Raw genomic sequence first — 26864 nt, 5'->3', positions numbered from 1 at the left:
GAGGGGTTGCCCCATGTTTAATAAGATTGAAGAAGCGATAGAAGACCTGAAGGCAGGGAAAGTCATCATTGTGGTCGATGATGAAAATCGGGAAAACGAAGGTGACTTCATTGCCCTTGCGGATAAGGCTACTCCTGATGTCATAAATTTTATGGCGAAAGAGGGAAGAGGACTGATTTGCGCCCCGATCACTGAGGAGATCGCACAGAAACTCAAGCTGGCGCCGATGACACTTTCAAATACAGATCCTCATGGTACAGCTTTTACGATATCAGTGGATCATAAATCATCAACAACCGGGATCAGTGCGTTCGAGAGATCCGCAACCATCCAGGAATTGCTGAACCCTGAATCGATGCCCGAGGACTTTAAACGTCCAGGTCACGTATTTCCCCTCGTCGCCAAAAAAGGTGGTGTACTAAAACGGGCAGGACATACAGAAGCCGCCATCGATTTGGCTGTTCTATCAGGAGCAAAGCCATCCGGCGTCATTTGTGAAATCATGAATGAAGACGGCACGATGGCAAGGGTGCCTGAGTTAGTGAAACTGGCATCGAAGTGGGATCTAAAGATCATTTCGATTGAAGATTTGATCAGGTACAGACGCAAAAAAGAAAAGCTCGTGACGAGAGAAGTGGAAATTGAACTTCCAACGGAATTCGGAAACTTCAAGGCAGTTGCTTACACAGAAAACCTTACAGGGAAAGAACATATCGCACTTGTAAAAGGGGAATGGTCCGAGGATGAAGATGTACTCGTCCGTGTTCACTCCGAATGCTTGACAGGTGACGTTTTCGGTTCCAATCGCTGTGACTGTGGACCGCAGCTTGCTACAGCACTGACTCAAATTGAAGAAAAAGGTAAAGGCGTACTTCTCTATATGAGACAGGAAGGCCGTGGCATTGGTCTGATTAACAAATTAAAAGCTTATAAACTTCAAGAACAGGGCTATGATACAGTTGAAGCCAATCATAAATTGGGGTTTGGAGCTGATCTGAGGGAATATGGAATCGGAGCCCAGATCCTTAGAGATCTAGGTATACAAAAGATTCGGTTACTGACCAATAATCCACGGAAAATTGCCGGCATCAACGGATACGGATTAGAAATAGTAGACCGTGTGCCGATTCAACTTCCGGCTAAATTCGAAAACGAAAAGTATTTAAAAACAAAGCATGCGAAGCTTGGGCATTTACTTAAATTTTAATAATAAACAGGAGGAATAAACAATGAAGACAATTTATGAAGGTAATTTAGTAGGTTCAGGATTAAGAGTGGCCATTGTCGTGTCCCGTTTTAATGAGTTTATTACATCAAAGCTTCTAGGTGGGGCGGAAGATGCGTTAAAGCGCCACGGAGTTGACGAAGATAATGTTTCCGTCACTTGGGTACCGGGTGCATTCGAAATTCCTATGATCGCCAAAAAGCTTGCGCGATCAGGAAAGTACGATGCAGTTATTACACTTGGGACAGTCATTCGCGGAGCGACTGCTCATTTTGAATACGTAAGCGGAGAAGTGGCAAAAGGAGTGGCGAATCTAAGCCTTCAGGAAGAAGTTCCAGTCATATTCGGTGTACTCACTACAGACACCATCGAACAGGCCATCGAAAGAGCAGGCACGAAAGCAGGAAACAAGGGATGGGAAGCTGCAGTATCAGCTATTGAAATGGCGAACCTGATTCGTGAAATAGACAAATAAGATAGGATTGAAGGAGCCTCCTCTGTGGGAGGCTTTTTTTTTTGAGAGGGACGGACATGTTAATGGAGCTTTGGAAGAGAAATGCTCGTGTCATGGAAGAGTTTGTGGGATTATTTGTAAAACGGCGTATTTTTCCAAAAACGGCAAGATTACTGGTTAAATAGCTCCGATTATTCACGATAACGGCTGGATTATCAATGAAAGCCGCTTGATTCTTTTTCATTTCAGCTGGTTTTGCGTTAGAGATCAGCAACTAATCCATCATTCACAATCGATTTCCCCGTAAAGCGGCAATCATCAACACACACCAACATCCACCATCGATTCAAAAAAAAAGCAACCAAAATCCTCCACAAAAATACATATTGGCAAACGTCAGACCTTTTGCTAAAATAGTATTTTGTGGCTCCCCCTATTTGGGGAGGAGCGGGTAGGGAGAGGGCAGTTTTATAGGAAGATTATAATATGAAAGCACGTGGAAGTATTTTTCAGTTAAAGGATCACGGTACCACGATGAAACAGGAGATGATGGCAGGTGCGATCGGTTATTTTACGATTGTCTACATTATCGCTGTGAATGCTTTAATTCTTTCTGAAGCTGGAATTCCATTTGAAGGAGCGGTCATGGCAACCATTCTTGCCTCCTTCGTCGGATGTTTGGTGATGGCCTTTTGGGCAAATGCACCCATCCTACTGGTTCCAGGTATGGGGATTAATGCAATGTTTACGTTCACACTTGTAAAATCATCAGGTCTTTCGTGGCAGGAAGCTTTAGCTGTCGTAGTGATTTCAGGGATACTCTTCATAATTATTGCATTTACAAAGCTTTCAAAAGTATTATCGGAAGCCATTCCCAAAACATTAAAAGAAGCCATTACCGTAGGGTTAGGGATGTTTTTGATGTTCATAGGTCTAGAAAAAGGCGGTCTCATTCAAAGAGGGGACAGTGCCATTATCACGATCGGTGATTTTGGGGAACTAAAGGTGTTGGCCACGGTGTTGACATTCCTGGTGACGATTTTTCTTTTCATACGCAATGTAAAAGGGCAATTTTTATGGAGTATCGCCTTTGGGACACTGCTTGGATTCATATTTGGGATCGAGCCTTCCATTCAATCAGGCTCATTTCATTTAAGTGAATACAGTCAGGTTTTTGGTCAAATATCGTTCAGTGCCATTATGGAAATCCCATTTTGGATTGCGGTTTTTTCAGTAACGATGGTTCTGGTATTTGAAAACATCGGTCTCGTTCACGGACATACGGATATGATCGATCAACCGCATAAATATTCCAAAGCGTTTCAAGCCAACGCATTTTCAGCTTTTACGTCCGGATTCTTCGGGACGAGTCCAACAGTCTCAACGGTGGAAAGTGCTGCAGCGATGACGGCAGGTGGGCGTACTGGGTTGACGAGCTTGACGACAGGAGTCTTATTTTTGGGATCGGTGTTGTTCATCCCTTATTTGAAATGGATTCCGGACCATGCCGTCGCCCCGATCCTGATTATCATCGGCGGCTTGATGATCCAGAATATTCGACATATGGATCTTCGTGATCTGACTGAGGCATTCCCTGCCATTTTTATCATTGCGATGATTCCGTTTACGTACAGCATCGCAGACGGAATTGCCATCGGCTTTATTCTATATCCAGTGTTGAAGCTGGCTACCGGGAAGGCTCGTGAAGTATCCGTTCCTCTATATATTATTGCTGCACTGTTTCTTATGAATTTCTTTGTTCATTCGATTCATTAAAGCGATGAAAATTATAAGTAGAGTTGCCCATCATCATGATGAAAATCATGGTGATGGGCATTTTATTTGTGAATTTTTTCGAAAATCACTGTAACCAATGGAAATCAGGCAAGATGCTATGGGCATCTCGTATTCTTTACAACAACTGTCAAATTACTTGGACTTTCTACGTGTTTATTGTTACTATAAAAGGGATATATGTATCTTTTTTACTATTTATTTATAGATCGTTCAGGAGTAAAGCAGAGGTGGTTTTGATGGAAGTATTTGTAGCCAGGCAGCCTATTTTTGACCGTCATCAAGAAACGGTGGCGTATGAACTTCTCTACAGAAATAATGAGATTAATATATTTCCTAATATTGACGGAGATCAGGCGACTGCAGACGTCATCATTAACAGTTATTTGAATATCGGGCTTGAAAGCCTATCAGCTGGGAAGCCATGCTTTATTAATTTTACAGAAAATCTCCTTAAGCTGAGAGTCCCGACATACTTTAATCCAAGGGAGATCGTCGTGGAGATCCTCGAAAGTGTCACCCCGAATTCCGAGGTAGTACAGGTTTGTCATGAGTTAAAAGCCTTGGGATATAAGATTGCATTAGACGATTTCATATTCAATGAATCGAATCCATATGATAGGGAATTAATGAAATTGGCGGATTACGTAAAGGTTGATTTCTTGAATACAACCGAAGCTGAACGCGGTAGTATTGAAGTTCTCTCTAATGTATTGGGGTACAGGCTTCTTGCTGAAAAAGTGGAAACCATGAGCCATTATGAAGAAGCGATGGAGAAAGGGTATCATTTCTTTCAGGGCTATTTCTTCAGTAAACCGAAGATCATTGCCACTCATGATGTACCGACGTATTTTCACTCCTATTACTCGATTATCCAAAGTCTCGAAATGACGGAACCCAGCATTGATAAGATCAGTCAGTTGATTGAGCAGGATCTTTCCTTATCCTATAAACTGTTGAAATTGATCAATTCCCCCGCATACCGACCGAAACATAAGATTCATTCCATACGACAGGCGATCGTTCTTTTAGGACTTCTTGAAATCAAGCGGTGGATTTATGTGCTGGCTGTGAGGGAACAAGTCGGTAAGAGAAGGCAACTGGAAAATGAAGTGGTTACATTATGTTTGACGAGAGCGAAAATGTGCGAACTCCTGGCAGATAAACATGAACGCTCATCAATGAAATCAAGTTATTTCCTGACGGGAATGTTTTCATTGATGGAAACCATTTTATCCATGCCGATTGATCGTATCCTGAAGGACTTGCCATTGAATGACGATATTTGTAATGCATTAACAGGTTCAAGGAACGATTTAAAGCAGATACTCGAACTCGTCGTCTCCGTCGAGAAAGCGGACTGGGCCATGACAGAAATAATAATGAAAAATTTGAAGTTTAATAAGAGGGAAGTGATGGAAAGCTATCATCATTCCTGTAAATGGACGGAGGAGCTCCTGACTCAAGAAGTATCGGAGTTGAAATAGCTTACCATACAGGTTTGTATTCACCCGGAGTCAAATATTTCCTCTGGGGCTTGATATATCGCTTCAACTCCACCAGGAGAAGCCGTTGCAGATTCTTTGATGAAATTTGCCTGGCTACATCGGCAGGGAATGGGTAGATTCCGATGCAGTTAAAACGTACCCGAAAAAGACCTTCATGCACAAGGTCTTTTTTGTCATTATAGATGCGGGCAAAAGTGGTCACAACCCTTGATTGGTATTCATCAGAGGATTCTTCTACATTCCGGACTTGAAAACGAAAATGGTATTCTTCTTTCATAAACATCACCACATTCATTGTCTCGAAAAGAGGGGGATAATTCAACTGTTAAATGCTTTCGCCATCCAGCCGGATTATTTCTTTTGTTAAATTACAAGGAAGATGATTGCGAAAAGAGCCTGTTTGTGGCAAGCTAAGACTATTATGAATAGTTTACTAGTAAATTACCGTGGAGGGATTCACGATGAACTTGAATCTAATTAAATGTCATGGTTCTGGAAATGACTTTTTACTTATTGATGAAATGACCAATGGATATGATTTCTCAGATGAAGCAAGACAAAATCTAGCCCTTGCATTATGTGATCGTCAGTCTGCTCTTGGGGCCGATGGCATTCTGTTTGTACTGGCCAGCGATGATTGTGATGCGAGAATGAGGGTTTTTAATGCAGATGGTTCTGAAGCATCGATGTGCGGAAACGGGCTGAGATGTGTAGGGCGTTATGTATGTGAGCTGCTGGACAAAGAGTCCATCATCATTCAAACAATGAAAGCAAATCTCCGTGTGTCAACTCAGGATGCCATTTTTGAAAACATCCCGACGTATAATGTTGAAATCTCCCCTGTCCTTTTTGGTTTGGATACTTTACCAATGAACTTGGAGCGGGAAACATTGTTGAATGAAAGCATTCCTGAGATTTCGGATCGTTTGACTTTTTCAGCCCTCGCAGTACCAAACCCTCATTTGATCAGTGTCGTAAGCACAGAGCATATTCTCTCGAATGAGCAAAAGACCATTGCGGAAACGGTGAATGGCCCAAATAATTTATTTCCTGATGGAGTCAATGTGAGTTTTGTATATCCATTAGAACAAGGATCCATTTATGTCCGTACGTTTGAAAGAGGTGTTGGCTTCACAAATGCATGCGGTACAGCGATGTCGGCTTCAAGTCTTGTTACCTGCCTACTTGGAGAGAATGAGTTCGGCAAGGAAATCGATGTGTATAACAACGGAGGGAAGGTCCGTGTCATCGTAAACGAATTGGCCGAAGGGAAGTATAATATGGAATTGATTGGGAATGCTACGTATCTTTATCAATCTCAAATTGAATTGTCTATTTCACATCCTGAGGATTTTCATGAGATGTCCAGACAGGAATTCACTGAAGAAGGAGCATATGAGCTCTTAGAGAATCATGCTAAATCAATCGTTGAAAGTAAAGTGTTCTTGAGTGCGTGATGCCATGATAGAAGTGAGGGTGCCCTTTATTACAGGCACTCTCTTTCTTATTTTTTGGACTGCTTTTTTAAAAACTCGATCACTTTGCCGAATGGCTGTTGTTCTTTTACACTGTCATATTCAATAAAGGGGCATCCAAATTGTTGGAATCTTCTCAACACAACATCTATAGTGAATAATTCCGGGTGAAGATCATCGTCCACTTCATGCCACCATAAAGGAGTCGCCACCAATGCCTCAGCATTCCCCCTCAATGAATAGGGGGCGATGATGGTCTTCCCTTCCCCGTGTTGAATATAATCGACATAAAGTCTTCCATTCCTATTCTTCTTTAAGCGTTCAATCGTAAAATCTTCAGGAAAATTGGATACAAGGTAGGTTGCAATGAATTCAGTAAACAGGGCTGTGTCCTCCCATGAGTATCCGTCGGAAATCGGAATATATACTTGTAATCCCTTGTTGCCGGACGTTTTAACAAAACTTTGAAGGCTCAACCCATCGAATAATTCTTTCATGATCCTCGCTGCTTTAACGGCAAGTGAAAAATGGGCTCTAGACGGAGGATCCAAATCAAAGACTACTTCATTAACAAATTCTTCTTTGGCTTTCTGGAAGGGTACATGAAATTCCAGAGCCAGCTGATTTCCAAGCCAAATCAATGTTGCCAGGTTATTGCAGAGGGTGTAATGGATGTTATTTTCCCTATGTGTTTCAACGAAATCAGGGGAGTAGTCCGGAGCATTCTTTTGGAAAAAGGACTCACCGAAGATACCATGTGGGTATCGAATACAGGTTAAAGGCCGATCCTTTAAGAATGGTAATATCACCACTGATAACTTTCGGAGGTACCGAATATAATCCAATTTCGTTATGTGTACATCCTGGAACAACTCCTTTTCTGGGTGAGTTATATCTACTTCTCTGGGTAGTGAAGCCTCATCCATTTTGAATTGATGGAATGTGCAGTCTTCAGGCTCTGAGGAAAATAGGAATTGCTTAAAGTGAGGTTCCCTGAGCTGCCCGTCTTGCCAGTGTAAATATGAAATCTCTACGACAATAGCTGGATCTATATAGTAAAGAGAGCGCTTTTTTTCTGTGTGATTTTGTTTGATCGCACTTATTACCGTTTTCTTCTCATCTGCAGAAAGTCCAAAGTGGAATAGCCCGATCGGTAGTACCTGATCATGATGAAATACACCTATGTGAAAATAATCATTCGATTCATCCAAAGCAGTGATGAAACACTTACAGTACTTCCAATTCTTCTTTTTCAACCAATTGGTACTTCGTTGACCCTCTTCCCATTTGCTTCCTGTCTTCTTTGCGACCGCACCTTCCCCTTCTTCCTTTTCAACAAGCTCCCACACCTTCCCGAAGTCCTTGTAATCAGGAACCATTTGCAAAGAGGATGGGTGAGCGGGGTTTGGTTCAAGAGGCATTCCTAGCTGGGTGAACACTTCTTTCAATTTACCTTTTCTCGAACGATAAGGTTCATGCATATACAAGCTATTCCCGGACTGAAGGATATCGAATGCTAAATATGCTGCTGGTCGCTTGGCTGCAGCATCAAGGATTCTTTGTTCATTCCGCATCCTGCCCCTTACCTGCAATTCCTGGAACTCGGTACTGAACGGAGATCGTAATAATACGATTTCTCCATCGAATATTAGTGGAAGGGAAAAATCAATTTCCTTCAATAATGTGTGGATTTGCTCTTTGATTTCGGGGAAATGAACAAGGAGTTCCTTCCCATTCCGACTTTGCATGCTAATTTGATCTTGTGATTGAATGCAGAGAATTCCGCGGAATCCATCATATTTCACTTCGTAATGCCAATCTTTACCTGTAGGAAGTTCGTGGCGCAATGTAGGGAGCATCGGTTTCATCATCTTCACCTTGATTTTTAGTTGTAGTGTGTCCGTTAAAGGGCAGAAATATTTCCATATGTTTAAGGGGATGAAGAAAGTCGGGGAACTAAATGATATGAATAAGGGATTAGTTTGTGAAAAGGAGGGTAATGAAAGATATGCATACCATTTGGAAAGGTTCCATCAGTTTTGGACTGGTGAACATCCCCATAAAACTTCATGCTGCTACAGAAGATCGAGATATCAAGCTGCGGTCACTTCATAAGGAGTGCCATACTCCAATTAAGTATGAAAAAGTATGCCCTGCGTGTGAAATAGAATTGGATCAAGCCGATATTGTGAAGGGTTATGAAGTGACAAAAGGTAAATTTGTTGTGCTTGAAGATGAGGAACTGAAAGAGTTGAAGGAAGCAAGTGGAGATAAGGCAGTGGAAATCGTGGACTTTATCAAGATGGAGGAAATCGATCCGATTTTCTTTGATAGAAGTTATTTTGTTTCTCCGAATGAAGGTGGGAAGAAGGCCTATTCCCTCTTGAGGAAAGCCCTTCAGGAATCAGGGAAAGTAGGGATTGCCAAAATCACGATGAGGTCGAAGGAACAGCTTTCCATCGTACGTGTATATGAGCAAACACTCGTTATGGAAACCATCCATTATCCTGATGAGGTAAGGGGAACAGGGGATGTCCCGAATGTGCCCGAACAGGATGATATAACAGAGAAAGAATTAAAGACCGCTACCATGCTCATCGATCAATTGACGACAGAATTTCAGCCGGAAAATTATAAAGATCAATACCGAGAACGATTAAGTCAACTGATAGAGTCAAAACAAACAGGGGAAAAAATGGTCACATCCAAAGAAAAGCAGCCTAAAGAAAACGTAACAGATTTAATGGCGGCACTCCAAGCATCCATTGAATCGTCCAAGCCTAAAAAGGCGAAGAAAACAACCAAAAAGAAAACGACTTCAAAGAAAAAAGCTCAATAGAAGCCGTGAGGTAAGGGAGAGGAAGAAGTCTTGAAGGAGAAACATATCAAACAAGGCGTCTTTGTCGCTGTATCATTCGTGTGTTTGATGGTATTTACTTGGGGATTCGTATCGATTGTTGAAGAATGGAAAGAAAATGAAATTGCTCGGTTCGATAATGGAGTATTCGACATTGTCAGGGGAACGATTTCACCCAAATTAACGGAAATCATGACCTCCATCACTTTTTTGGGAGGAATAAAGGGAATTACCGTTTTCACTGTATGTGTCGTGCTCATCCTTTTATTTATGAAAAAGTATCCCCTAGCTCTATTCGTATCGATCACCATCGTCACGGGGGCTGGTTTCAATGGACTGTTAAAATGGATATTTAAACGGGAGCGCCCTGATATCGAGGCGTTGATCCAACAGGGGGGATATAGTTTTCCGAGCGGTCATTCCATGAGTTCATTCATTTTCTACGGTTCCCTGGCATTCATTCTTTTTCGTGCATTGGATCGTAAGCGGTATAAATGGGCTAGTGTGATGGTGGTTGCCACCCTGGTCTTACTAATAGGACTGAGCAGGGTGTATTTGGGTGTCCATTACCCAAGTGACATACTAGGGGGCTTTACTGCAGGCGGAGCATGGCTGACACTTTGCATCACGATCTATATGTATTTTTATAAGCGTAAGCATTGGAAGGAAGAAGAGTAATGGTAAGAAAACACGCTCAGGAAACTCCTGAGCGTGTTTTAAAATTAAAACAAATTAAAGATGTAAGGTCCAATGGATGAGACGTAAAGGAGAATGTAAATTCCCATGAAGTAAAATACGCCTCCGAATGTTCCCCAATCTGGATCTCGTCCAACTTTCCAAAGAAGCGCAGTAAGGGCGCTTATGACCAGCAGTAGGACATACTCACTTCCTGTAAACGTGAGGTAGTCTGGTGCGGAAAAGTAGAAATAATCTCCCATCGCTTTACCGATGAACGTCAATGGCATGAGGATAAACAGAATGATGGAAGCATATTCTACCCAGTTAATTTCCTCCTTTTCAAATATATTCGGTTTGAACATATAAAGGAGGATCAGGACAAACAGGGAAGGAAGGACCCAATAAAACGATACCAAAATGGTGATTAAACTGCTGAACAGCATGAGGACAGCATTATTAACCGCTTCTTTTACGCTTCGTTTCGACCATTCCGTACTCTTGATAATGGCTTCTTTGTTCTTTGATGCTCCGAATAATTCATAATAATCACCGCCATAATCGAGCCATGCAATACTTTCTTCCGTGATCTGTACAGGTGAGTAGGTAAAGTGCTTGGTTGTGCTGATCGGTGAGGCTGCAAACGTAGTGGATTCATTGTATGGAGCCACATACAGGCTGATAGCATTCTGATCCCCTACTCGATGGCTCTCCGATGTAAAGAGAATGGAAGGCTTTCCGTCAATGGAAGCGAACTGCACGGATCGAGGACTTTCCAATGGATAGCCTGATTGTTGATTAGTGAATTTTAGCTTTTTAGGTTTGAGTATATCCTTTCCAATATCATCAATCGGGGTTTCTAATTTGAAAATTTTATAGGATAAGGTTCCTTGAGCCCGCATCTCTTCATTATACAAAACGTTTAATTGATTGTTAGCCTTTGAAAAAGACAGGCCGGTAATATGGTGGCTCGTTGCAGAATTGACGATAGCGAATGGGCGCTTTAACAATTGCAGACCTTCATCCATGAAATAAAGGATTGAATGTGCATCATCCTGCCTGATTTGAAGTACGGCACTTCCGTTCGTTCCTATGTATGCATCCTGGACTTCACCTTTGAATCTGAATACCTCTTTAGTGGTTAGGTCATCTGGATTGAAAGAGTAGAGAACCTCATTCTTCCAATAATATATAGCCTGAGCAGATGTACTGATCCCTGTTACGTTATCGTCGATTGTTTTTTCTTGATCATCCCCTGAAAGAATGAGTTGATCATCCTTTATTTGTACAACATTCTTCCCATCTGACCAGAAGGGTTTTCCTCGTGTAACACTGGTATTGAGTGTGTTTTCTTTCGTTGGATTCAACGATTCATCTAATGAATACTGAACCACTTCTCCTTTGCTTGCAAGAAAGAGCCCTTCTTCCCCATAAAAGGAAAGTGGACGTTCTTCAGATTGGTATCCCAGAGGAATGGACCGGCTCCACTCCGGGTCCGGCTGTTGTTTGACATTTAGCAGCTGATGGAAGAAAAGTGCCCCAATACACAAAAGGACTAACACGATGGGTATTCCAAAAGCTTTAAGTTTTGCTCTCACTATGATTCCCCCTCAATTTATCTCTTTTTTACGTGAGTACAATTTAGAATTTTACCACAATTCTATTCATTAATCACCAATATTTTCCTTCATCTAAATAATCTTCTGTATTGACTTTTTATTTTGGAGATATTACAATGATATTGAAAATCATTCTCACTAAACAAAAGAGTTCCCCCTCTTTCATATAAGAGAGTGATTCATGAAAACCCCCCCTTTTATTAAATGAAAAGTCAGGCCTGAAGCATCTGCTTCAGGCCTGACTTTTTCTTGCATTTCCTTTCATCCTGTCGTAAATTGTTAAAGGATGTTTCAATAAAGGAGGGATAAAGGAAAGTGAACGATAAAAGCGATAAACGGTTTCGGGTGGCCAACCACGAAGCATTGATTGGGATTGCCCTCGTTCTTATAAATTTTTTATGGTGGTATGGGTTTGCATTCGGGCTCGGAGGTCAGTCTGTTACAGATTACGATTGGATCCTTGGGATGCCTGCATGGTTCTTCTATAGTTGCATTGTTGGCTTTCTCCTAATGGTCATATTAGTGATTGCTGTCGTTAAACTCCTTCTGACTGATATTCCTTTTGACGATGAGGAGGGTGACCATGAATAGTATGGCATTGATTCCCTTATTTGCATTTTTACTATTGATTTTTATAGTGGGGATTTATACAGCCAGAAATGTTAGCAAATCAAATTCGTTTGTACAGGAATATTTCCTCGGGAGCCGTCAGCTCGGAGGGTTTATCCTGGCGATGACAATGATCGCTACATACGGAAGTGCCAGCAGTTTCATCGGCGGACCGGGAGCTGCCTATACATATGGGTTATCATGGGTGCTTCTGGCCATGAGTCAGGTTGTGACTGGGTATTTTGTCCTTCTGATTCTGGGGAAAAAGTTTGCTATCATGTCACGAAAGTATAAAGCTGTGACATTAATCGATTATTTACAAGGTCGGTACAGAAGCAACAAGATTACTATCTTATCTGCCATCAGTATCATCCTATTTTTATTTTCGGCTATGATTGCCCAGTGGGTAGGCGGTGCTAGACTCATTGAATCATTGACGGGATTGAGTTATGAAGCGGCTCTGTTCCTCTTTGCTGTATCGGTTCTCGTGTATGTCATTATAGGAGGATTCCGCGCGGTTGCCGTCACAGACGCCATTCAGGGTGTGGTCATGCTTGGAGGGACACTTATTCTCCTAGTAGCCACGATCATGGCAGGTGGGGGGATGGAAAAGATCATGATGGATCTCCAGGCTGAAAACCCTAATTTATTAAGTCCTCACGGGCCGAATGGGGAACTGAGTGCCAGGTATATTTCTTCTTTCTGGATTCTTGTGGGAGTAGGTGTCGTTGGACTACCTCAAGTAGCTGTGAGGGCGATGAGTTATAAAAATTCCCGGTCCCTGCACAGGGCATTGATCATCGGCACGATTGTCGTTGGTTCTATTATGCTTGGCATGCATCTTATTGGTGTACTTGCAAGAGCTGTCGTTCCGGGAATCGAAGTGGCAGATAAAGTCATGCCGCTCCTTGCATTGGAGGTTCTCCCACCCTGGCTTGCGGGTATAGTACTGGCAGCGCCTATGGCTGCCATCATGTCAACGGTCGATTCTTTGCTGTTGATTGTTTCATCCGCAATTGTAAAAGATGTCTATATGAATTTCATCAACAAAGATGCTAAAGAAAAACAAATTAAGACGATTAGTTTCTGGGTGACAAGTGTAACGGGGATACTTGTTTTTCTACTTGCATTAAGTCCGCCTGATTTGATCATCTGGCTTAATTTATTTTCTTTCGGTGGCCTTGAATCGGTCTTTATCTGGCCAATCGTATTGGGGCTTTACTGGAAAAAGGGGAATGGTGCCGGTGCGTTCGCTTCCATGATTTCGGGACTTTTGGCGTATATATTATTTCATAGCTTTGCTCCAAACTATTTGGATATGCATACGGTCATCTTTCCGATTATCATCTCTTTTTTCATGTATGTATTGGTTTCGCTGGCCACACAATCTAAACACGAGATGGATGGGTTTAACTAACCCATCCATTTTTGTCTTTTTAGGTGAAAAAGAGTACATTGGATAGAAACTAATGACGGATTGGGTGAGGGAAAATGGATCATTCTGTTATTGTAGTCGGAGGAGGTATCGGGGGGCTGACTGCAGCAGCCCTTCTCGGTAGTGAAGGATTCCGTGTACAGATTCTAGAAGCATCACGGGAATGGGGTGGATGTTCAGGGAAGTTCCAACGGGGAAACGTTGTATATCCTGTTGGGGCGACTCTTGGCATGGGGTTTGAAACAGGCGGGATTCATCAGCGTATCTTCTCATACTTGGGTATCATCCCCCCACCTCATCTGCCGCTCGAGCAGGTGATGGACGTTCACCTTCCTCATGTTAGCTTGACATTTCATCGGGATAGGGAAACCCATGTGAATGAACTAAAGAAAGCTTTCCCGGAAATAGCCAATCAAATTGACTATTACTTTAAAGAAGTATACAAGGTGGCAAAGGAAATCCGTCATTTAATGGGAGCAATGCCGATTCTCCCCCCTCAAACGGTGAAAGAATGGAAGGAACTCATCTTAAGTCTGCGTCCCGAATCAATGACCCTCATTCCATCGCTTAACAAAAACATGCTTCATCTGCTGAAAAAATACAGTCTTCATACTCATCTATCCTTTAAACACTTTATTGATGGACAGTTGATTGACAGTATGCAGGTGGTGAGCGATCAATGTTCGTTGTTATTAGGATGTCTTGCCCTCGATATCTACCATGAAGGAGCTTTTTACCTCGAAGGTGGATTATTCCATATAGCTTATAGTCTTCTCGATGCAGCAGAATCTGAGGGCGTCAAAGCGTCTTTGGGGAGGAAGGTAGTCGGTATTGATCGGGATGACCAAAATCATCAGTGGATGGTGTTTGATCACAGGGGCAATGAATATAGAGCAAACCATGTCATATGCAACCTACCGGTTCAAACTCTTGAACCTCTGTTTCCTTCCAAATATGTACCGAAAATTAAACGCTATTTACAAGGAAAAGATAGTAAGGCTGTCTGGGGGACAATGTCACTTTACATTTTATTAAAGGAAGAAGTGATCCCGCAATCACTCCCTTTGTTTTCCCAGTTATGTACGAGTTCCAGGGGAAATATGACGGAAGGGGACCACCTTTTTCTCTCTTTATCACATCCAGAAGATCGTCAGCGTGCACCTGAAGGATTCCGGACCTTGACCGTATCCACACATACCAAATTAGACAATTGGAATACGAAAGAGAAATATGATTCTTACAAGAGTCTACTTCTACAGAAAATGCTGACTGCCATTGAGTCAGCCATACCCTCTATTAGAGAGGGGATTGTCGAAATCTTTCCGGGTGCACCTAAGGCATGGGAGCGATTTACGGGTCGGCCCGGGGGGATTGTTGGAGGATTCCCTCAAACCAAAGAGCATGCCATGTTTAACAGTCTTTCGCACAGAACACCTTTGAGGAATATCTGGGTATGTGGTGACTCTGTTTTTCCAGGTGCGGGGACCATCGGTGTATCTGTGAGTGGTTACCATGTCTTTCATTCCATCACCGGAAAAAAGCTTTCCTTGTAAAGCAGGAATCCTGATTTGACTTGGAGAATACTGTGATGGGGTGATAATATGTATAAACTGACACAATATAAGGACCCATCAGCCTTCCACGACCGGGTGTACCCGCTTCTAATGGAAGATGAAGCGGCCAATAACCTGCCATTGGGCTTAGTGAACACAATGAAGACGAGTGACAAATATAAAGATCCTCTTCTTTTACTGGTTGAAAAGGAGGGAGGCGGCGTTGTGGGGTCATTCATTATGACTCCTCCCCATTATCTTGTAGGTACTCTGAAGGTGGAGGAAGAAGAGATTCTGGGAATCGTACAACGGCTAAAAACCTTTTGTGATGCTTTAAACATAGCCGTTCCTGGCTTTGTTTCCGAGAAAGAAACCGCATCTCAATTGACTAATGCCTGGTGTAGGCTGACAGGAAAGGGCTTCAAGGTCCGTATGAACCAACGTGTATATCAATTGAATAGGGTGAATGATATTACGTTAAGTAAAGGAAGAATGGTACCTGTATATACAGATCAAGAAGAACTATTAGCCCGATGGATTAGTGGATTTGTCGCAGATACAGAAGTGACACCCATGTCTGATGAAGATGCACGTAAAAGGGCGAAAGATATGATTGAAAATGAATCCTATGTGTTCTTTTGGGAAGTGGATGGACAACCGGTTTCCATGGCTAGGGCTGCAAGGAGAACAGAAAATGGAATTACCGTAAATTTTGTATATACCCCTTCAGAACACAGGAAGAAAGGATACGCATCTTCTGTTGTGGCAGAACTTAGCCGCCTTTTACTGAAGGATCACTCCTTCTGTTCACTATATACAGACCTGGATAATCCCACCTCAAACAAAATTTATATGGAAATCGGCTACAAGCCTGTTTGTGATTCGACGATGATTTCCATTGGATGAACCATTTAATACGACACTGAATATAATTTCAGATAAATGGTTGACATCGAGAAAAAAAGGGATTAGTATAATAAACAATTAATTAAATGAGCGAATGGCTATGACGAAGAGGAGTACCTTTGATCGACACTTAAGAGAGCTGGTGGTTGGTGAGAACCAGTGTGAGCGGTCTTAGGGAATGGACTTCCGAGCCTCCAAACCGAAACCACCCGGAGTAGGCTTTGGCGAATGTCTTATCGTTACAAAAGACGCGTATTCAAGCATTCTGCTTTGATACGATTGAGTGGACTGTTTATGACAGTCAACAAAGGTGGCACCACGGGTATCTCGTCCTTTACATGATGATGTAATGGAATATGAGATACCTTTTTTTATAATCAAATATTGATAAATCGCTGATTAAGAGGAGTACATTCAAGTGATGCATAACAGGGAGTTAAGGATAGTGAGACCTTAGCATGATAGCTTGTCTGGAATGGACTTATGAGAGATGATCTGAATGAAGTAGGATTGTCCGGATTTCCACCGTTAAAAGGATAGAGTATCGGGTGATTACACCCCGTACTTGAATCAAGAGGGGATACATATATGTATCCCAACTAAAGAGGTGGCACCGCGGTCAGCATCGTCCTCTATGAACAGAGAGTTATGTTCATAGGGGACTTTTTTTATGGTTTTTAATGGAATGTTGAATTGGAGGCAAATAATGATGAAGCAACAGGAATTGAACTATGTGGTAAAAGAATTGAATGGTGATATGTTCACCCCAATTTCACTCTATCAATCGCTAAAGGGCAAGAAGAAATTTTTACTGGAGAGTTCGCTGAAACATGAACAATCGGGACGGTATTCTTTTGTTGGGAGCGATCCGTTTTTGGAATGTAAGGCATATGGAAATACGGTTCAGTTCAAGAAAATCAATTCAGACGAAATAGAAGAAAGGACTGGGGATCCTATAGCGATGATTCAAAACCTGATACCGAGACAGGACATACTCGATGCACCCTTTCCTTTTACAGGTGGGGGGATTGGATACCTTGGATATGATGTGATCAGGCAGTACGAAGAAATCGGAATCACCCCCCATGATGAACTGGAAATGCCGGACATACACCTAATGTTCTATGAAAAAGTCATCGTTTTCGATCATCTCGAACATAAAGTATTCATCGTCGTCATGGATGAATGGATAGAGGGGGGAGGAGAAAATCTTCAAGAAAAAGTAGAGGAAATCGAGGATGAGCTAACCGATGTATACCTGCACACTCATAAAGAAAAATTGAAACGACTCTCCTTTACTGCACAAACATCAAAAGGAGAATTCATGGAGAAAGTTCACAGGGCTAAAGAGGCGATTAAAAAAGGAGAAATCTTTCAAGTGGTGCTTTCGCAAAGGCTTCAAGCCCCATTTTCAGGAGATCCCTTTTCTTTCTATCGAAGCTTGCGAAAATCAAATCCATCACCATATATGTTCTTCATCGATTTTGAAGACTATATCGTATTGGGGGCTTCGCCGGAAAGCCTGTTGAAAGTACAGGGGAAAGAGATCACCACAAATCCAATAGCAGGAACAAGACACAGAGGGAAAACCGTGGTAGAAGATTTGGAACTAGAAAAAGAGCTTCTATCAGATGAAAAGGAAATAGCCGAACATCGCATGCTTGTCGATTTGGGCAGGAATGATTTAGGCAGGATCTGTACCATAGGTTCAATCTTTTTATCCAAGTATTTAACCATCGAGAGGTATAAATACGTGATGCATATCGTTTCAGAGGTGAAAGGGGAATTGAAAGAAGACGTCTCCCCACTAGAAGCACTGACAAGCTGCTTGCCTGCGGGGACAGTCAGCGGTGCACCGAAGATCAGGGCGATGCAGATCATCAATCAACTCGAGACCACCAAACGCGGCGTATACTCAGGTGCTGTCGGTTATATAGGGGTCAACGGAAATCTGGACTTTGCCCTGGCAATCCGAACAATGGTTCTGAAAGATGGCAAGGCAAATGTTCAAGCAGGCGCAGGTATTGTATATGATTCTGATCCTGAAAGTGAATATGAGGAAACATTGAATAAAGCAAAATCATTACTGGAGGTAACAGGATGATCTTATTGATAGATAACTATGATTCGTTTACGTATAACCTGTTTCAATATATCGAAGAGCTAGGAGAAGAAGTCATCGTTCGACGGAATGATGCCATCACATTGGATGAAGTAAAGAGGATGAATCCTTCTGCAATCATCCTTTCACCGGGTCCGGGGCAGCCGGAAAATGCGGGGATTTGCATCCCTATTATACAGAATCTTCACGCTAGTGTGCCGATTCTCGGGGTTTGTCTGGGACATCAGGCAATTGGAGCAGCCTTTGGGGCAAGCATAGAAATTGCCGGGAATGTGATGCATGGGAAAACTTCCCTCATCAAACATAATGGCAGTGGGGTATTCGAATATCTGCCTCAACCATTGGAAGTGATGCGATATCACTCATTGGTTATCAAGAAAGGGACTTTGCCGCAGTCATTAGAAGAAGTTGCTCACTCTATGGATGATGGCGAGATCATGGCCATCAAGCATATGAGATATCCTCTGTACGGAGTTCAATTTCACCCGGAATCGATCGGGACGAAAACGGGGAAGAAAATCATTGGGAATTTTTTAGAAGAGAAGAGAAAGGAGAATAACCGTGAAAAATTATCTACAATTACTATCTGAGGGTCATTCATTAGAGAGAGATGAGATGAGGACAGCGGTTCAACAATTATTCATGGAAGATACAACAGATAGTCAAATTGCAGGTTTCTTAACACTGTTGAAAATGAAGGGTGAAACCGTGGATGAAATGACGGGCCTCGTTGAGGTGCTTAGAGAGAAAGCATTGCCGATTACAAGCACTTTGAAGGGTGTACTGGACAACTGTGGAACAGGAGGAGATGGGTCTCAGAGCTTTAATATCAGTACCACGAGCGCATTCGTATTGGCAGGTGCTGGTGTCAAAGTGGCAAAGCACGGAAATAGAAGCATCTCAAGCAAAACCGGGAGTGCAGATGTGTTGGAACAACTGGGTGTCTCCCTGGACTTTCAGGCGAATGAAATCGAACGTCTTCTGCAAGAAACCAATCTTGCCTTCCTGTATGCACCCCATATCCATTCGGGGCTGAAAAAAATCATGAAGGTAAGGAAGGAGTTGAAATTTCCGACCATCTTTAATCTTATAGGTCCATTAACGAATCCGGTTCAATTGGAAACCCAGCTGGTAGGTGTTTATAGAAGAGACAAACTAGAAACGATGGCGAAGGTTTTACATCAGTTGGGAAGAAAACGGGCAATCGTTCTGAATGGTGCAGATAACATGGATGAAGCATCACTTGCAGGGGAGAATCATCTCGTCTTGTTAGAGGATGGAAAGATCAGCTCATTTACGTTAACAGGAGAGGAAGTCGGCCTTCCTTCTTACTCCATCGAAGAAATACGTGGTGGGAATGCAAAAGACAACGCCCGCATACTACAGGACGTTTTGCGGGGGAAAGAAGGAGCTTATACTGATACCGTCCTATTCAACGCTGGTATCGCATTGTTCGCACATGGTAAAGCATCGACCTTCGCAGAGGGCGTAAAGTTTGCAAGGGAGAGCATTCAAAGCGGTCGTGCAGAAGATGCACTGTCATCTCTGATTCACTTCAGCCAACAACGACGAAAGCAGGTGATTTAATTGTCTACCATTTTAGAAACAATCATTGAAAAGAAGAAAAAAGAAGTCCAGGAGTTGAAACAAGCTGGATATGAGCTCTATCAGAATCAAGATATGTCTTCAAAATCTCTATTTGAATCATTAAAAACAGCAGATGTACTACAAGTAATAGCAGAAATTAAACGGGCCTCTCCATCAAAAGGGGATATCAGAATGGAAGTCGATCCTGTGTTACAGGCTGCTAAATATGAAGAAGCTGGGGCATGCGCCATCTCTGTCCTTACTGATACACCCTTTTTTAAAGGAAGGATGGAGGATCTTGCCGATGTGCGGAGAGCGGTCTCGATCCCGATTCTTTGCAAAGACTTCATCATCGATGAAATTCAAATTGATCGTGCCAGGGATGCAGGAGCAAATGTGATTCTCTTAATCGTTGCGGCCTTGGATCCCATCAGATTGAAAGAATTATATACTTACGCATCCTGCCTTGATCTTGAAATTCTTGTAGAAGTTCATAACGAAGATGAAATGAAGGAAGCATTAGATCTTGGAGCTACTATAATCGGAGTCAATAATCGGAATTTAAAAACGTTCGATGTGGATCTCCTCATTACTGAATCACTTGCATCCATGGTGAAGGGGAGAGAGGTTGTCCTTATTAGTGAAAGTGGAATAAGAGATGAACAGGATTGCAGGCGAGTAAGTGATGCAGGGGCACAAGGAGTCCTCGTTGGAGAGACATTGATGAGGAGTGAACATACGGAATCGACCTTATCATCCCTTCAAGTGAAAAAAGGTGTAATCAAATGACAAAAGTGAAGGTATGCGGTATCAGAACACTGGAGGAAGCCGAGTGGGCACTTGATGCAGGAGCAGATGCCATCGGTTTCGTATTTGCCGAAAGTAAAAGGAAAATAGACGTGGAAACAGCAGCTCGTATCAGTGCGTCACTTCCTACACATCTATTGAAAATCGGTGTGTTTGTGAATGAAACAATGGATCGACTGGAAGAGATCTTTCACCTGGTGGACCTTGATTATGTACAACTGCATGGAGACGAATCAGTTCGGTTCTGCCACACTATCAATCTTCCATTTATCAAAGCGATCCCGGTGAAGGAAAAAGAAGATATTGCCGGAATGGAAGACTTCGGCGGTGAGATGATCTTGTTGGATAGTGGAAAGGGACCACATCGAGGAGGAAACGGGACAACATTTAATTGGGACTATACAGATTCAGTGATCACCCCTCAGCACCTGATTCTTGCAGGAGGATTGAACCCTGACAATGTGAGGGAGGCGATCACAAAGGTCCGTCCTTATATGGTGGATGTCTCGAGTGGAGTTGAAACCGATGGAAGGAAAGACCGGATGAAGATAGAATCATTTATCCGAGAGGCAAAATCAGTGTAAAGATAAAAGAATGAATGGAGGAAGTAAAATGTTGTATGCACAACCAGATCAAAAAGGCTTATTCGGTCAGTTCGGTGGAAGGTTCGTTCCTGAATCGTTAATGAAAGCCGTACAGGAACTTGAAGAGGCTTACGAGGAAGCAACCCAAGACGATGGTTTCCAAGAGAAACTTCAAAGCTATTTAAAAGATTATGTTGGAAGGGAAAACCCTCTCTATTATGCGGAAAATTTAAGCAAGCAGGTAGGTGGGGCGAAAATCTATTTAAAGCGTGAAGATCTCAATCATACAGGAGCACACAAAATCAATAATACGATCGGTCAGGCCCTCCTCGCTGAAAGAATGGGGAAAAGGAAGGTCGTAGCTGAAACAGGAGCAGGGCAGCATGGGGTGGCAACCGCAACGGTTTGTGCGTTATTAAACCTTGACTGTGTCATATTCATGGGAGCGGAAGACATTCGCAGACAGAAGCTGAATGTATTCAGAATGGAGCTTCTCGGGGCGAAAGTGATCAGTGTCACTCAGGGCAGTGCCACTCTGAAGGATGCTGTCAATGAAGCTCTCCGTTACTGGGTCGCCAATGTTGAAGATACTCACTATATCATGGGGTCCGTATTGGGGCCGCACCCATTTCCGAAAATGGTCCGAGACTTCCAGAGTGTCATCGGAAATGAAACGAAAAAACAATTTTTCGAGAAAGAGGGGGGCCTCCCGAATGCCATAGTGGCATGTGTAGGGGGAGGGAGCAATGCCATGGGGATGTTCTACCCGTTCATTGATGACCAAGAAGTAGAACTATACGGAGTCGAGGCAGCTGGAAGCGGTGTTGAAACAGAAAAACATGCCGCTACCTTAACGAAAGGGTCTGTCGGTATCCTACATGGCAGCATGATGTATCTCCTTCAGAATGAAGAAGGGCAGGTGCAGGAAGCCCATTCAATTTCAGCAGGACTGGATTATCCAGGTGTGGGGCCCGAGCACAGCTTCTTAAAGGAAATTGAAAGAGTCCGTTATACGTCCATTACAGACACTGAGGCGCTGGATGCATTCAAACAATTATCCCAAACTGAAGGTATCATTCCGGCCCTCGAAAGCTCCCATGCTGTTGCTCATGCGGTGAAAATCGCTAAGAGCATGTCAATGGAAGAGTCGGTCGTCATATGTTTATCAGGCAGGGGAGATAAAGACGTTGAACAAGTAAAAGAATTAATGGGAGGTAGTCAACATGGGTAAGAGATTTTTGGAGAGCACCCTTCAAGCTGAATTGGATCAAGGAAATAAGCTGTTCATTCCGTATGTAATGGCGGGAGACGGTGGAATTGAATCCTTGATATCAACCTTAAAGAAACTTGAGGATAGTGGAGCGACGGCCATTGAACTCGGGATCCCGTTCTCCGATCCCGTTGCAGATGGACCGACGATTCAAGAAGCGGGAAAAAGAGCACTGGGGAAAGGGACAACGCTTCAGCAGGTGTTCGACCTATTAATGAAGAGTAGAGCAGAAATCGGGATCCCCCTTATTTTTATGACGTACATGAATCCAGTTTACAAGTATGGTATAGAACGTTTCTTCGCGGCATGTAAAAAGGCGGGGGTGGATGGAGTCATCATTCCAGATCTTCCATTGGAGCACTATGAGCTGGTAAGTGAACCATCCAGAGAACAGGAGATTGCCGTTATTCAACTGGCCACGCTAACAAGTCCTCTTGAAAGGATCAAGGAACTGGCGTCAGCGACGGAGGGATTCCTGTATGCTGTTACGATAAACGGCATTACAGGAACAAGAGAGGGATTTGCCGGCAATATATCCACTCACTTGAAGAAACTAAAGAATAACAGTACAGTTCCGGTTCTCGCTGGATTTGGGATATCCACTCCTGATCATGTACGCAAAATGAGTGAGAATTGTGATGGAGTTGTCGTTGGTAGCAGAATAATTGATCTTATTCAACAGAACGCCTTCGATGAAATCACGGAATTAATCAGCGCCTCCAAAGCGGGGACCCTCCAATCGTGAAATATATCATATTTGTAAAGAAATCAAGAAGTAGATGAACAGAATCTAAATGTATGTTAAATAAAGGTAAATAGCCTTCTATTACTCTGGAAAATCAGTATGATAGAGATGTAGTTGAACAAAGCATCATAACAGGAGGCTATGAAAATGAAAAGTATGAAGAAGTGGTTATTAATGTTAATGACAGCTCTATCAGTAGTTACATTTGCAGCCGGGTGCAGCAGCGACACAGAAGATGATAAAGGTACGGAAGAAAACATGGATGAAGAAAGCAACACGGATGAGAGCAATTCTGACGAAGGTTCTCAAGAGTAATAGAGTTCAGCCGGTCCTTAAGGACCGGCTGATTATTATTCATGATAGAAGATGCATCAATGTGGAAGCCTGCCAGGGTCGTCCCTTACAGATAAATCTCTATTTCACACACTTCACACACACAGTCAAAGCAGGCTTAACCTTTTTATACGAAAGTGCAATGTCTTTAAATCCTGCTTCCTGTAGAGCCTCAGAGATCTCTTTACCATACTTTTCGGCCCTGCTGTCCCGTTCTTCTTCTCCGCGTGGCTGGACGGTAATGAGCAAGGTACCTTCTGTTTTAAGCATATTGTATATATGGCTGAGGGCTCGTTTCTTATCATTCCATAAAGGATAATTATTGACGGAAAAAATCCGGTCGTATTGAACATTCTCTATCTCGAATTCACTGATGTCACGAATAAACAGGCGAACCATGTCTCTCTTTATGACATGCTCGTTCTTCTTTTGTGCGGTTTCTTTCATGGTTTCGGAAATATCGACACCATCTACGAGAGTTCGTGGGAAGCGGTTGGTAATCCGCCGGATACAATAGCCCGGTCCATATCCAACTTCAAGAATACGTTCACCATTTTTGATGTTCAATTGTTTAATCGACCAGTTATTTATTTTCCTATTATCTATCTCCATCACTTTCCCAACAACCCAGCCGAGAAAGCCTTTCGGACGTTTGAATTGCCTTTGCATCGAATACAACAGGGCATCACCTCTATTTAATGGATGGTACTTCAATAAAAATTTGTCCCTACTCTTTTCCACCAAACCCTGAAAATAAAACCTTCAAAAGAATGTTGCATTTTTTGGAAATAGTGGCATAATATAATCAAATTGATTTGTGCGTAGATGAGAAGAGTACCTTGTCAGTCCCCTTAAAAGAGAGCTTCGGATGCTGAAAAGAAGCAAGGGAACGGTCTTGGGAAGATGGTCTCGGAGCATTCTATTCGAACCTTCAGGGTGTAGGGTAGAACGGGGATGAGCGTCCGTTATCACTGCTACGGTATAAGGGTTGGCATACCCCGTACTTGTTGAGATAGCCTTGCGTGAGCAGGCTATGAACTAAGGTGGTACCACGAGCATAACCCCTCGTCCTTAGATGTCTTTTGATATCTACGGGACGAGGGGTTTTATATTTATAGTGAGGAGGAAATGAATATGACTGTTTTTATAGGTGGGGCTTGGCCCTATGCCAACGGCTCCCTGCATTTGGGGCACATCGCGGGATTGCTCCCAGGGGATATCATTGCCCGTTATTATCGTTTGAAGGGAGAAGAAGTCCTTTATGTGTCAGGAAGCGATTGCAATGGAACACCAATTGGGATTCGGGCAAAAGAGGAAGGTGTCCGTGTAGATGAGATAGCAGACCGTTATCATGAAGAATTTGTCCAATGCTTTCAATCGTTGGGATTCAGCTATGATGAGTATACAAGAACCGATCACCGTCACCATCATGAGGAGGTACAAAAGATCTTTACCATCCTATTTGAAAGAGGGTGGCTGTATGAAAAGGAAGTAGAGCAAGTGTACTGCCAGCATGATAAACGATTTTTGCCTGACCGATTCGTGGAAGGAATCTGTCCAGTCTGCGGTTCAATCGCGAGGGGTGATCAATGTGATCACTGCTCGACTGTCTTGGATGCGACAGATTTATTGGATAAAAGGTGTAAATTATGCGGTCATGAACCAGTTCTCAAAACAACCACCCATTTGTACTTTGCGCTTTCCCGTTTTCAACAACCGCTACAACGATTATTGAATGAACATAAAGGAAAGTGGCGTGAGAATGCCGTCCAGCTTACCAGCCGTTATCTTAATGAAGGGCTAGTGGACCGCCCGGTCACAAGAGATTTAGAAAATGGGGTGGAAGTCCCGATTGAAGGCTTTCGTGACAAGAAAATCTATGTATGGATAGAAGCGGTGTGTGGATATTTGAGTGCATCAAAGAAATGGGCTGAAGAAGGTGTAGATAAGTGGGAAAGATATTGGAAAAAGGATACCCATGCTTATTATGTTCATGGGAAAGATAACATTCCATTTCATACTATTATATGGCCAGCGGTCCTTATGGGATTGAATGAAGAAATCACTTTACCGAATTACATCGTCTCAAACGAATATCTCACATTGGAGAAAAGAAAAATTTCGACAAGTCGAAATTGGGCTGTGTGGCTGAAGGACCTTCTAGCGGATTATCCCCCCGATACCATTCGCTATTACCTTACCATTAATGCACCTGAAAAGAGGGACGCCGATTTTTCATGGCGTGAATTTATTTACAGCCATAACAGTGAACTTCTCGGAGCATGTGGAAATCTTGTTCAACGCACGGTGAAGTTCTACCAGAAAGAATTCGGTAATGGTGTTACCTTAACCACTGTTGAAGAGATCGTGCAACGAAAAGTGGAAGAAACATATACCTCTGTTGGTGAATGGATTGAAGCAGGGAGTACACGTCAGGGGCTGGAAGAGGTATTCGAATTTATTCGATGGTCGAATAAACGTTTTGATGAACGAAAACCTTGGATAATGGTAAAAGAAAAGAGGGAGGAAGGGAAAAAAGTACTCGAAGAATTCCTCTACATCATAAGTAACCTTAGGAATCTCCTTGAGCCCTTTTTACCCTTCACCGCTTCTAAGATAGGAGGACAGTTAGGCATGTCCAATCAGCTCGAGTGGAAAAGTGTATCCCTGCCATTGAAGCTAACAATAGAAAAGACATCGCCTCTGTTTAACAGGATTGAATTGGAATGGATTGAGAAGGAAAGGGAAAAGCTGAATGAAAAATCCGAAGGAGAATGAGATGAAGATAGTCATTGTGTCTGACACACATATGCCCAGGAAAGGAAGAGAACTACCTCGTACACTTCAGAAGGATCTTCTGGAAAGTCATCTTATCATCCATGGAGGAGATTTTCAGACCCTTGATGTATATAAAGAGTTTGCAAGGTATGGGGAATTGATTGGCGTTGCCGGAAATGTCGACAGCGATGAACTTCAATCGCTTCTCCCCAAAAAAAGGGTCTTTGAAGTGAAAGGACTTAAGATTGGTGTGACACATGGGGACGGAGTGGGGAAAACCACTGAAAAAAGGGCATTGGAAGCTTTTGAAGAAGAGAATGTGGATGTGATCATCTTTGGTCACTCCCACATCCCCTTTTTACGCTTCATGAAAGGGGTTCTTCTGTTCAACCCTGGTTCTCCCACTGATAAACGTAAACTTCCTTATTATTCTCATGGCATTTTGATGATTGAAGATACTTGGAAGATTGAGCATAAATTTTATACTTAAATAGCACAGCGCCTGAAAATGGCACTGTGCTTCCTTAC

25 protein-coding genes and 3 other annotated features are annotated in these 26864 nt (G+C 42.7%); of the genes, 21 read left to right on the top strand and 4 right to left on the bottom strand.

The genetic code is table 11. From position 1 onward, the window contains the following. Window positions 1-13: 13 nt before the first annotated feature. From ACIGG7_RS16630 to ACIGG7_RS16615, 4 genes are all read left to right on the top strand, one after another. Entirely contained in the window at window positions 14-1207 is a 1194-nt protein-coding gene (locus tag ACIGG7_RS16630) for a bifunctional 3,4-dihydroxy-2-butanone-4-phosphate synthase/GTP cyclohydrolase II (protein WP_397550322.1), read from the top strand. 22 nt (window positions 1208-1229) lie between these two features. Then, window positions 1230-1700 carry a 6,7-dimethyl-8-ribityllumazine synthase gene (ribH, locus tag ACIGG7_RS16625; RefSeq protein WP_224940531.1) on the top strand — a complete coding sequence of 157 codons (471 nt, stop codon included), beginning with the start codon at window positions 1230-1232 and terminating at the stop codon, window positions 1698-1700. A 465-nt stretch (window positions 1701-2165) separates the two neighbouring features. After that, window positions 2166-3455 carry an NCS2 family permease gene (locus tag ACIGG7_RS16620; RefSeq protein ID WP_397550321.1) on the top strand — a complete coding sequence of 430 codons (1290 nt, stop codon included), beginning with the start codon at window positions 2166-2168 and terminating at the stop codon, window positions 3453-3455. A gap of 257 nt (window positions 3456-3712) precedes the next feature. Further along, window positions 3713-4960, top strand: a complete 1248-nt coding sequence (locus ACIGG7_RS16615) for an EAL and HDOD domain-containing protein (protein WP_397550320.1) — start codon at window positions 3713-3715, stop codon at window positions 4958-4960. A 1-nt stretch (window position 4961) separates the two neighbouring features. Here ACIGG7_RS16615 and ACIGG7_RS16610 read toward each other — a convergent pair whose 3' ends face one another. Beyond that, window positions 4962-5258, bottom strand: a complete 297-nt coding sequence (locus ACIGG7_RS16610; protein WP_397550319.1) for a hypothetical protein — start codon at window positions 5256-5258, stop codon at window positions 4962-4964. A gap of 184 nt (window positions 5259-5442) precedes the next feature. Here ACIGG7_RS16610 and dapF point away from each other — a divergent pair, with 184 nt between their 5' ends. After that, complete coding sequence (gene dapF, locus ACIGG7_RS16605) at window positions 5443-6438, top strand: diaminopimelate epimerase (RefSeq protein ID WP_397550318.1); 996 nt, start codon at window positions 5443-5445, stop codon at window positions 6436-6438. A 47-nt stretch (window positions 6439-6485) separates the two neighbouring features. Here the strand turns inward: dapF and ACIGG7_RS16600 are convergent, their stop codons facing one another. Next, window positions 6486-8327 (bottom strand): DNA ligase D, encoded by a 1842-nt coding sequence (locus ACIGG7_RS16600; protein WP_397550317.1) that lies wholly within the window; start codon window positions 8325-8327, stop codon window positions 6486-6488. Between the two features lie 137 nt (window positions 8328-8464). Here ACIGG7_RS16600 and ku point away from each other — a divergent pair, with 137 nt between their 5' ends. Continuing rightward, complete coding sequence (ku, locus tag ACIGG7_RS16595; protein WP_224941312.1) at window positions 8465-9295, top strand: non-homologous end joining protein Ku; 831 nt, start codon at window positions 8465-8467, stop codon at window positions 9293-9295. Between the two features lie 30 nt (window positions 9296-9325). After that, on the top strand, window positions 9326-9991 hold the full coding sequence (locus ACIGG7_RS16590; protein ID WP_397550316.1) for a phosphatase PAP2 family protein: 666 nt from the start codon (window positions 9326-9328) through the stop codon (window positions 9989-9991). A gap of 44 nt (window positions 9992-10035) precedes the next feature. Here ACIGG7_RS16590 and ACIGG7_RS16585 read toward each other — a convergent pair whose 3' ends face one another. Next, window positions 10036-11586, bottom strand: a complete 1551-nt coding sequence (locus ACIGG7_RS16585) for a hypothetical protein (RefSeq protein ID WP_397550315.1) — start codon at window positions 11584-11586, stop codon at window positions 10036-10038. Window positions 11587-11922: 336 nt separating this feature from the next. Between ACIGG7_RS16585 and ACIGG7_RS16580 the strand changes: the two genes are divergently transcribed. The 12 genes from ACIGG7_RS16580 (at window position 11923) to ACIGG7_RS16525 (ending at window position 23540) form a co-directional block, all read left to right on the top strand. Beyond that, complete coding sequence (locus ACIGG7_RS16580) at window positions 11923-12198, top strand: YhdT family protein (RefSeq protein ID WP_397550314.1); 276 nt, start codon at window positions 11923-11925, stop codon at window positions 12196-12198. Then, entirely contained in the window at window positions 12191-13633 is a 1443-nt protein-coding gene (panF, locus tag ACIGG7_RS16575) for a sodium/pantothenate symporter (RefSeq protein WP_224940539.1), read from the top strand. Before ACIGG7_RS16580 ends, panF begins: the two co-directional genes overlap by 8 nt. Before the next feature lie 74 nt (window positions 13634-13707). Next, the gene (locus ACIGG7_RS16570) at window positions 13708-15204 is read left to right on the top strand and encodes an FAD-dependent oxidoreductase (RefSeq protein ID WP_397550313.1); all 1497 of its coding nucleotides are present in this window, start codon (window positions 13708-13710) and stop codon (window positions 15202-15204) included. A 48-nt stretch (window positions 15205-15252) separates the two neighbouring features. Continuing rightward, window positions 15253-16110: a GNAT family N-acetyltransferase gene (locus ACIGG7_RS16565; RefSeq protein WP_397550312.1), complete on the top strand. Its 858-nt coding sequence runs from the start codon at window positions 15253-15255 to the stop codon at window positions 16108-16110. A 91-nt stretch (window positions 16111-16201) separates the two neighbouring features. After that, window positions 16202-16448 (top strand) — a binding site (T-box leader). A 48-nt stretch (window positions 16449-16496) separates the two neighbouring features. After that, window positions 16497-16746: a binding site (T-box leader), on the top strand. 70 nt (window positions 16747-16816) lie between these two features. Beyond that, complete coding sequence (trpE, locus tag ACIGG7_RS16560; protein WP_397550311.1) at window positions 16817-18214, top strand: anthranilate synthase component I; 1398 nt, start codon at window positions 16817-16819, stop codon at window positions 18212-18214. Continuing rightward, a complete protein-coding gene (locus tag ACIGG7_RS16555; protein ID WP_397550310.1) occupies window positions 18211-18822 on the top strand; it encodes an anthranilate synthase component II in 612 nt (203 codons plus the stop codon). Before trpE ends, ACIGG7_RS16555 begins: the two co-directional genes overlap by 4 nt. Continuing rightward, entirely contained in the window at window positions 18794-19819 is a 1026-nt protein-coding gene (gene trpD / locus ACIGG7_RS16550) for an anthranilate phosphoribosyltransferase (protein ID WP_397550309.1), read from the top strand. The genes ACIGG7_RS16555 and trpD overlap by 29 nt, the downstream gene beginning before the upstream one ends. Beyond that, window positions 19820-20608, top strand: coding sequence for an indole-3-glycerol phosphate synthase TrpC (gene trpC / locus ACIGG7_RS16545; protein ID WP_397550308.1), 789 nt, complete (start codon window positions 19820-19822; stop codon window positions 20606-20608). Then, entirely contained in the window at window positions 20605-21210 is a 606-nt protein-coding gene (locus ACIGG7_RS16540) for a phosphoribosylanthranilate isomerase (RefSeq protein ID WP_397550307.1), read from the top strand. The genes trpC and ACIGG7_RS16540 overlap by 4 nt, the downstream gene beginning before the upstream one ends. A gap of 28 nt (window positions 21211-21238) precedes the next feature. Continuing rightward, window positions 21239-22441, top strand: coding sequence for a tryptophan synthase subunit beta (gene trpB, locus ACIGG7_RS16535; protein WP_397550306.1), 1203 nt, complete (start codon window positions 21239-21241; stop codon window positions 22439-22441). Beyond that, entirely contained in the window at window positions 22434-23225 is a 792-nt protein-coding gene (gene trpA / locus ACIGG7_RS16530) for a tryptophan synthase subunit alpha (protein ID WP_397550305.1), read from the top strand. The genes trpB and trpA overlap by 8 nt, the downstream gene beginning before the upstream one ends. Window positions 23226-23372: 147 nt before the next feature. Continuing rightward, window positions 23373-23540: a hypothetical protein gene (locus ACIGG7_RS16525; RefSeq protein WP_224940549.1), complete on the top strand. Its 168-nt coding sequence runs from the start codon at window positions 23373-23375 to the stop codon at window positions 23538-23540. A gap of 99 nt (window positions 23541-23639) precedes the next feature. Here ACIGG7_RS16525 and ACIGG7_RS16520 read toward each other — a convergent pair whose 3' ends face one another. Beyond that, window positions 23640-24227, bottom strand: a complete 588-nt coding sequence (locus tag ACIGG7_RS16520) for a class I SAM-dependent DNA methyltransferase (protein WP_397550370.1) — start codon at window positions 24225-24227, stop codon at window positions 23640-23642. A gap of 144 nt (window positions 24228-24371) precedes the next feature. After that, window positions 24372-24634, top strand: a binding site (T-box leader). A gap of 58 nt (window positions 24635-24692) precedes the next feature. Here ACIGG7_RS16520 and metG point away from each other — a divergent pair. Beyond that, window positions 24693-26336 (top strand): methionine--tRNA ligase, encoded by a 1644-nt coding sequence (metG, locus tag ACIGG7_RS16515; RefSeq protein WP_397550304.1) that lies wholly within the window; start codon window positions 24693-24695, stop codon window positions 26334-26336. 1 nt (window position 26337) lies between these two features. Beyond that, window positions 26338-26826 (top strand): metallophosphoesterase family protein, encoded by a 489-nt coding sequence (locus tag ACIGG7_RS16510; protein ID WP_397550303.1) that lies wholly within the window; start codon window positions 26338-26340, stop codon window positions 26824-26826. Window positions 26827-26864 lie beyond the last annotated feature (38 nt).

It is taken from the genome of Rossellomorea sp. NPDC077527 (genome assembly GCF_044542955.1).
Lineage (GTDB): Bacteria > Bacillota > Bacilli > Bacillales > Bacillaceae_B > Rossellomorea > Rossellomorea aquimaris_E.
The sequence above is the reverse complement of the archived record's forward strand: the minus strand, read 5'-3'. Positions and strand labels throughout refer to the sequence as shown.

Excerpts from the sequence above, each read along its gene's own strand:
- ACIGG7_RS16630 (WP_397550322.1), top strand. The coding sequence starts at position 14 with ATGTTTAATAAGATTGAAGAAGCGATAGAAGACCTGAAGGCAGGGAAA.
- ribH (WP_224940531.1), top strand. The coding sequence starts at position 1,230 with ATGAAGACAATTTATGAAGGTAATTTAGTAGGTTCAGGATTAAGAGTG.
- ACIGG7_RS16620 (WP_397550321.1), top strand. The coding sequence starts at position 2,166 with ATGAAAGCACGTGGAAGTATTTTTCAGTTAAAGGATCACGGTACCACG.
- ACIGG7_RS16615 (WP_397550320.1), top strand. The coding sequence starts at position 3,713 with ATGGAAGTATTTGTAGCCAGGCAGCCTATTTTTGACCGTCATCAAGAA.
- ACIGG7_RS16610 (WP_397550319.1), bottom strand. The coding sequence starts at position 5,258 with ATGAAAGAAGAATACCATTTTCGTTTTCAAGTCCGGAATGTAGAAGAA.
- dapF (WP_397550318.1), top strand. The coding sequence starts at position 5,443 with ATGAACTTGAATCTAATTAAATGTCATGGTTCTGGAAATGACTTTTTA.
- ACIGG7_RS16600 (WP_397550317.1), bottom strand. The coding sequence starts at position 8,327 with ATGATGAAACCGATGCTCCCTACATTGCGCCACGAACTTCCTACAGGT.
- ku (WP_224941312.1), top strand. The coding sequence starts at position 8,465 with ATGCATACCATTTGGAAAGGTTCCATCAGTTTTGGACTGGTGAACATC.
- panF (WP_224940539.1), top strand. The coding sequence starts at position 12,191 with ATGAATAGTATGGCATTGATTCCCTTATTTGCATTTTTACTATTGATT.
- ACIGG7_RS16570 (WP_397550313.1), top strand. The coding sequence starts at position 13,708 with ATGGATCATTCTGTTATTGTAGTCGGAGGAGGTATCGGGGGGCTGACT.
- ACIGG7_RS16565 (WP_397550312.1), top strand. The coding sequence starts at position 15,253 with ATGTATAAACTGACACAATATAAGGACCCATCAGCCTTCCACGACCGG.
- trpE (WP_397550311.1), top strand. The coding sequence starts at position 16,817 with ATGATGAAGCAACAGGAATTGAACTATGTGGTAAAAGAATTGAATGGT.
- ACIGG7_RS16555 (WP_397550310.1), top strand. The coding sequence starts at position 18,211 with ATGATCTTATTGATAGATAACTATGATTCGTTTACGTATAACCTGTTT.
- ACIGG7_RS16540 (WP_397550307.1), top strand. The coding sequence starts at position 20,605 with ATGACAAAAGTGAAGGTATGCGGTATCAGAACACTGGAGGAAGCCGAG.
- trpB (WP_397550306.1), top strand. The coding sequence starts at position 21,239 with ATGTTGTATGCACAACCAGATCAAAAAGGCTTATTCGGTCAGTTCGGT.
- trpA (WP_397550305.1), top strand. The coding sequence starts at position 22,434 with ATGGGTAAGAGATTTTTGGAGAGCACCCTTCAAGCTGAATTGGATCAA.
- ACIGG7_RS16525 (WP_224940549.1), top strand. The coding sequence starts at position 23,373 with ATGAAAAGTATGAAGAAGTGGTTATTAATGTTAATGACAGCTCTATCA.
- ACIGG7_RS16520 (WP_397550370.1), bottom strand. The coding sequence starts at position 24,227 with ATGCAAAGGCAATTCAAACGTCCGAAAGGCTTTCTCGGCTGGGTTGTT.
- metG (WP_397550304.1), top strand. The coding sequence starts at position 24,693 with ATGACTGTTTTTATAGGTGGGGCTTGGCCCTATGCCAACGGCTCCCTG.
- ACIGG7_RS16510 (WP_397550303.1), top strand. The coding sequence starts at position 26,338 with ATGAAGATAGTCATTGTGTCTGACACACATATGCCCAGGAAAGGAAGA.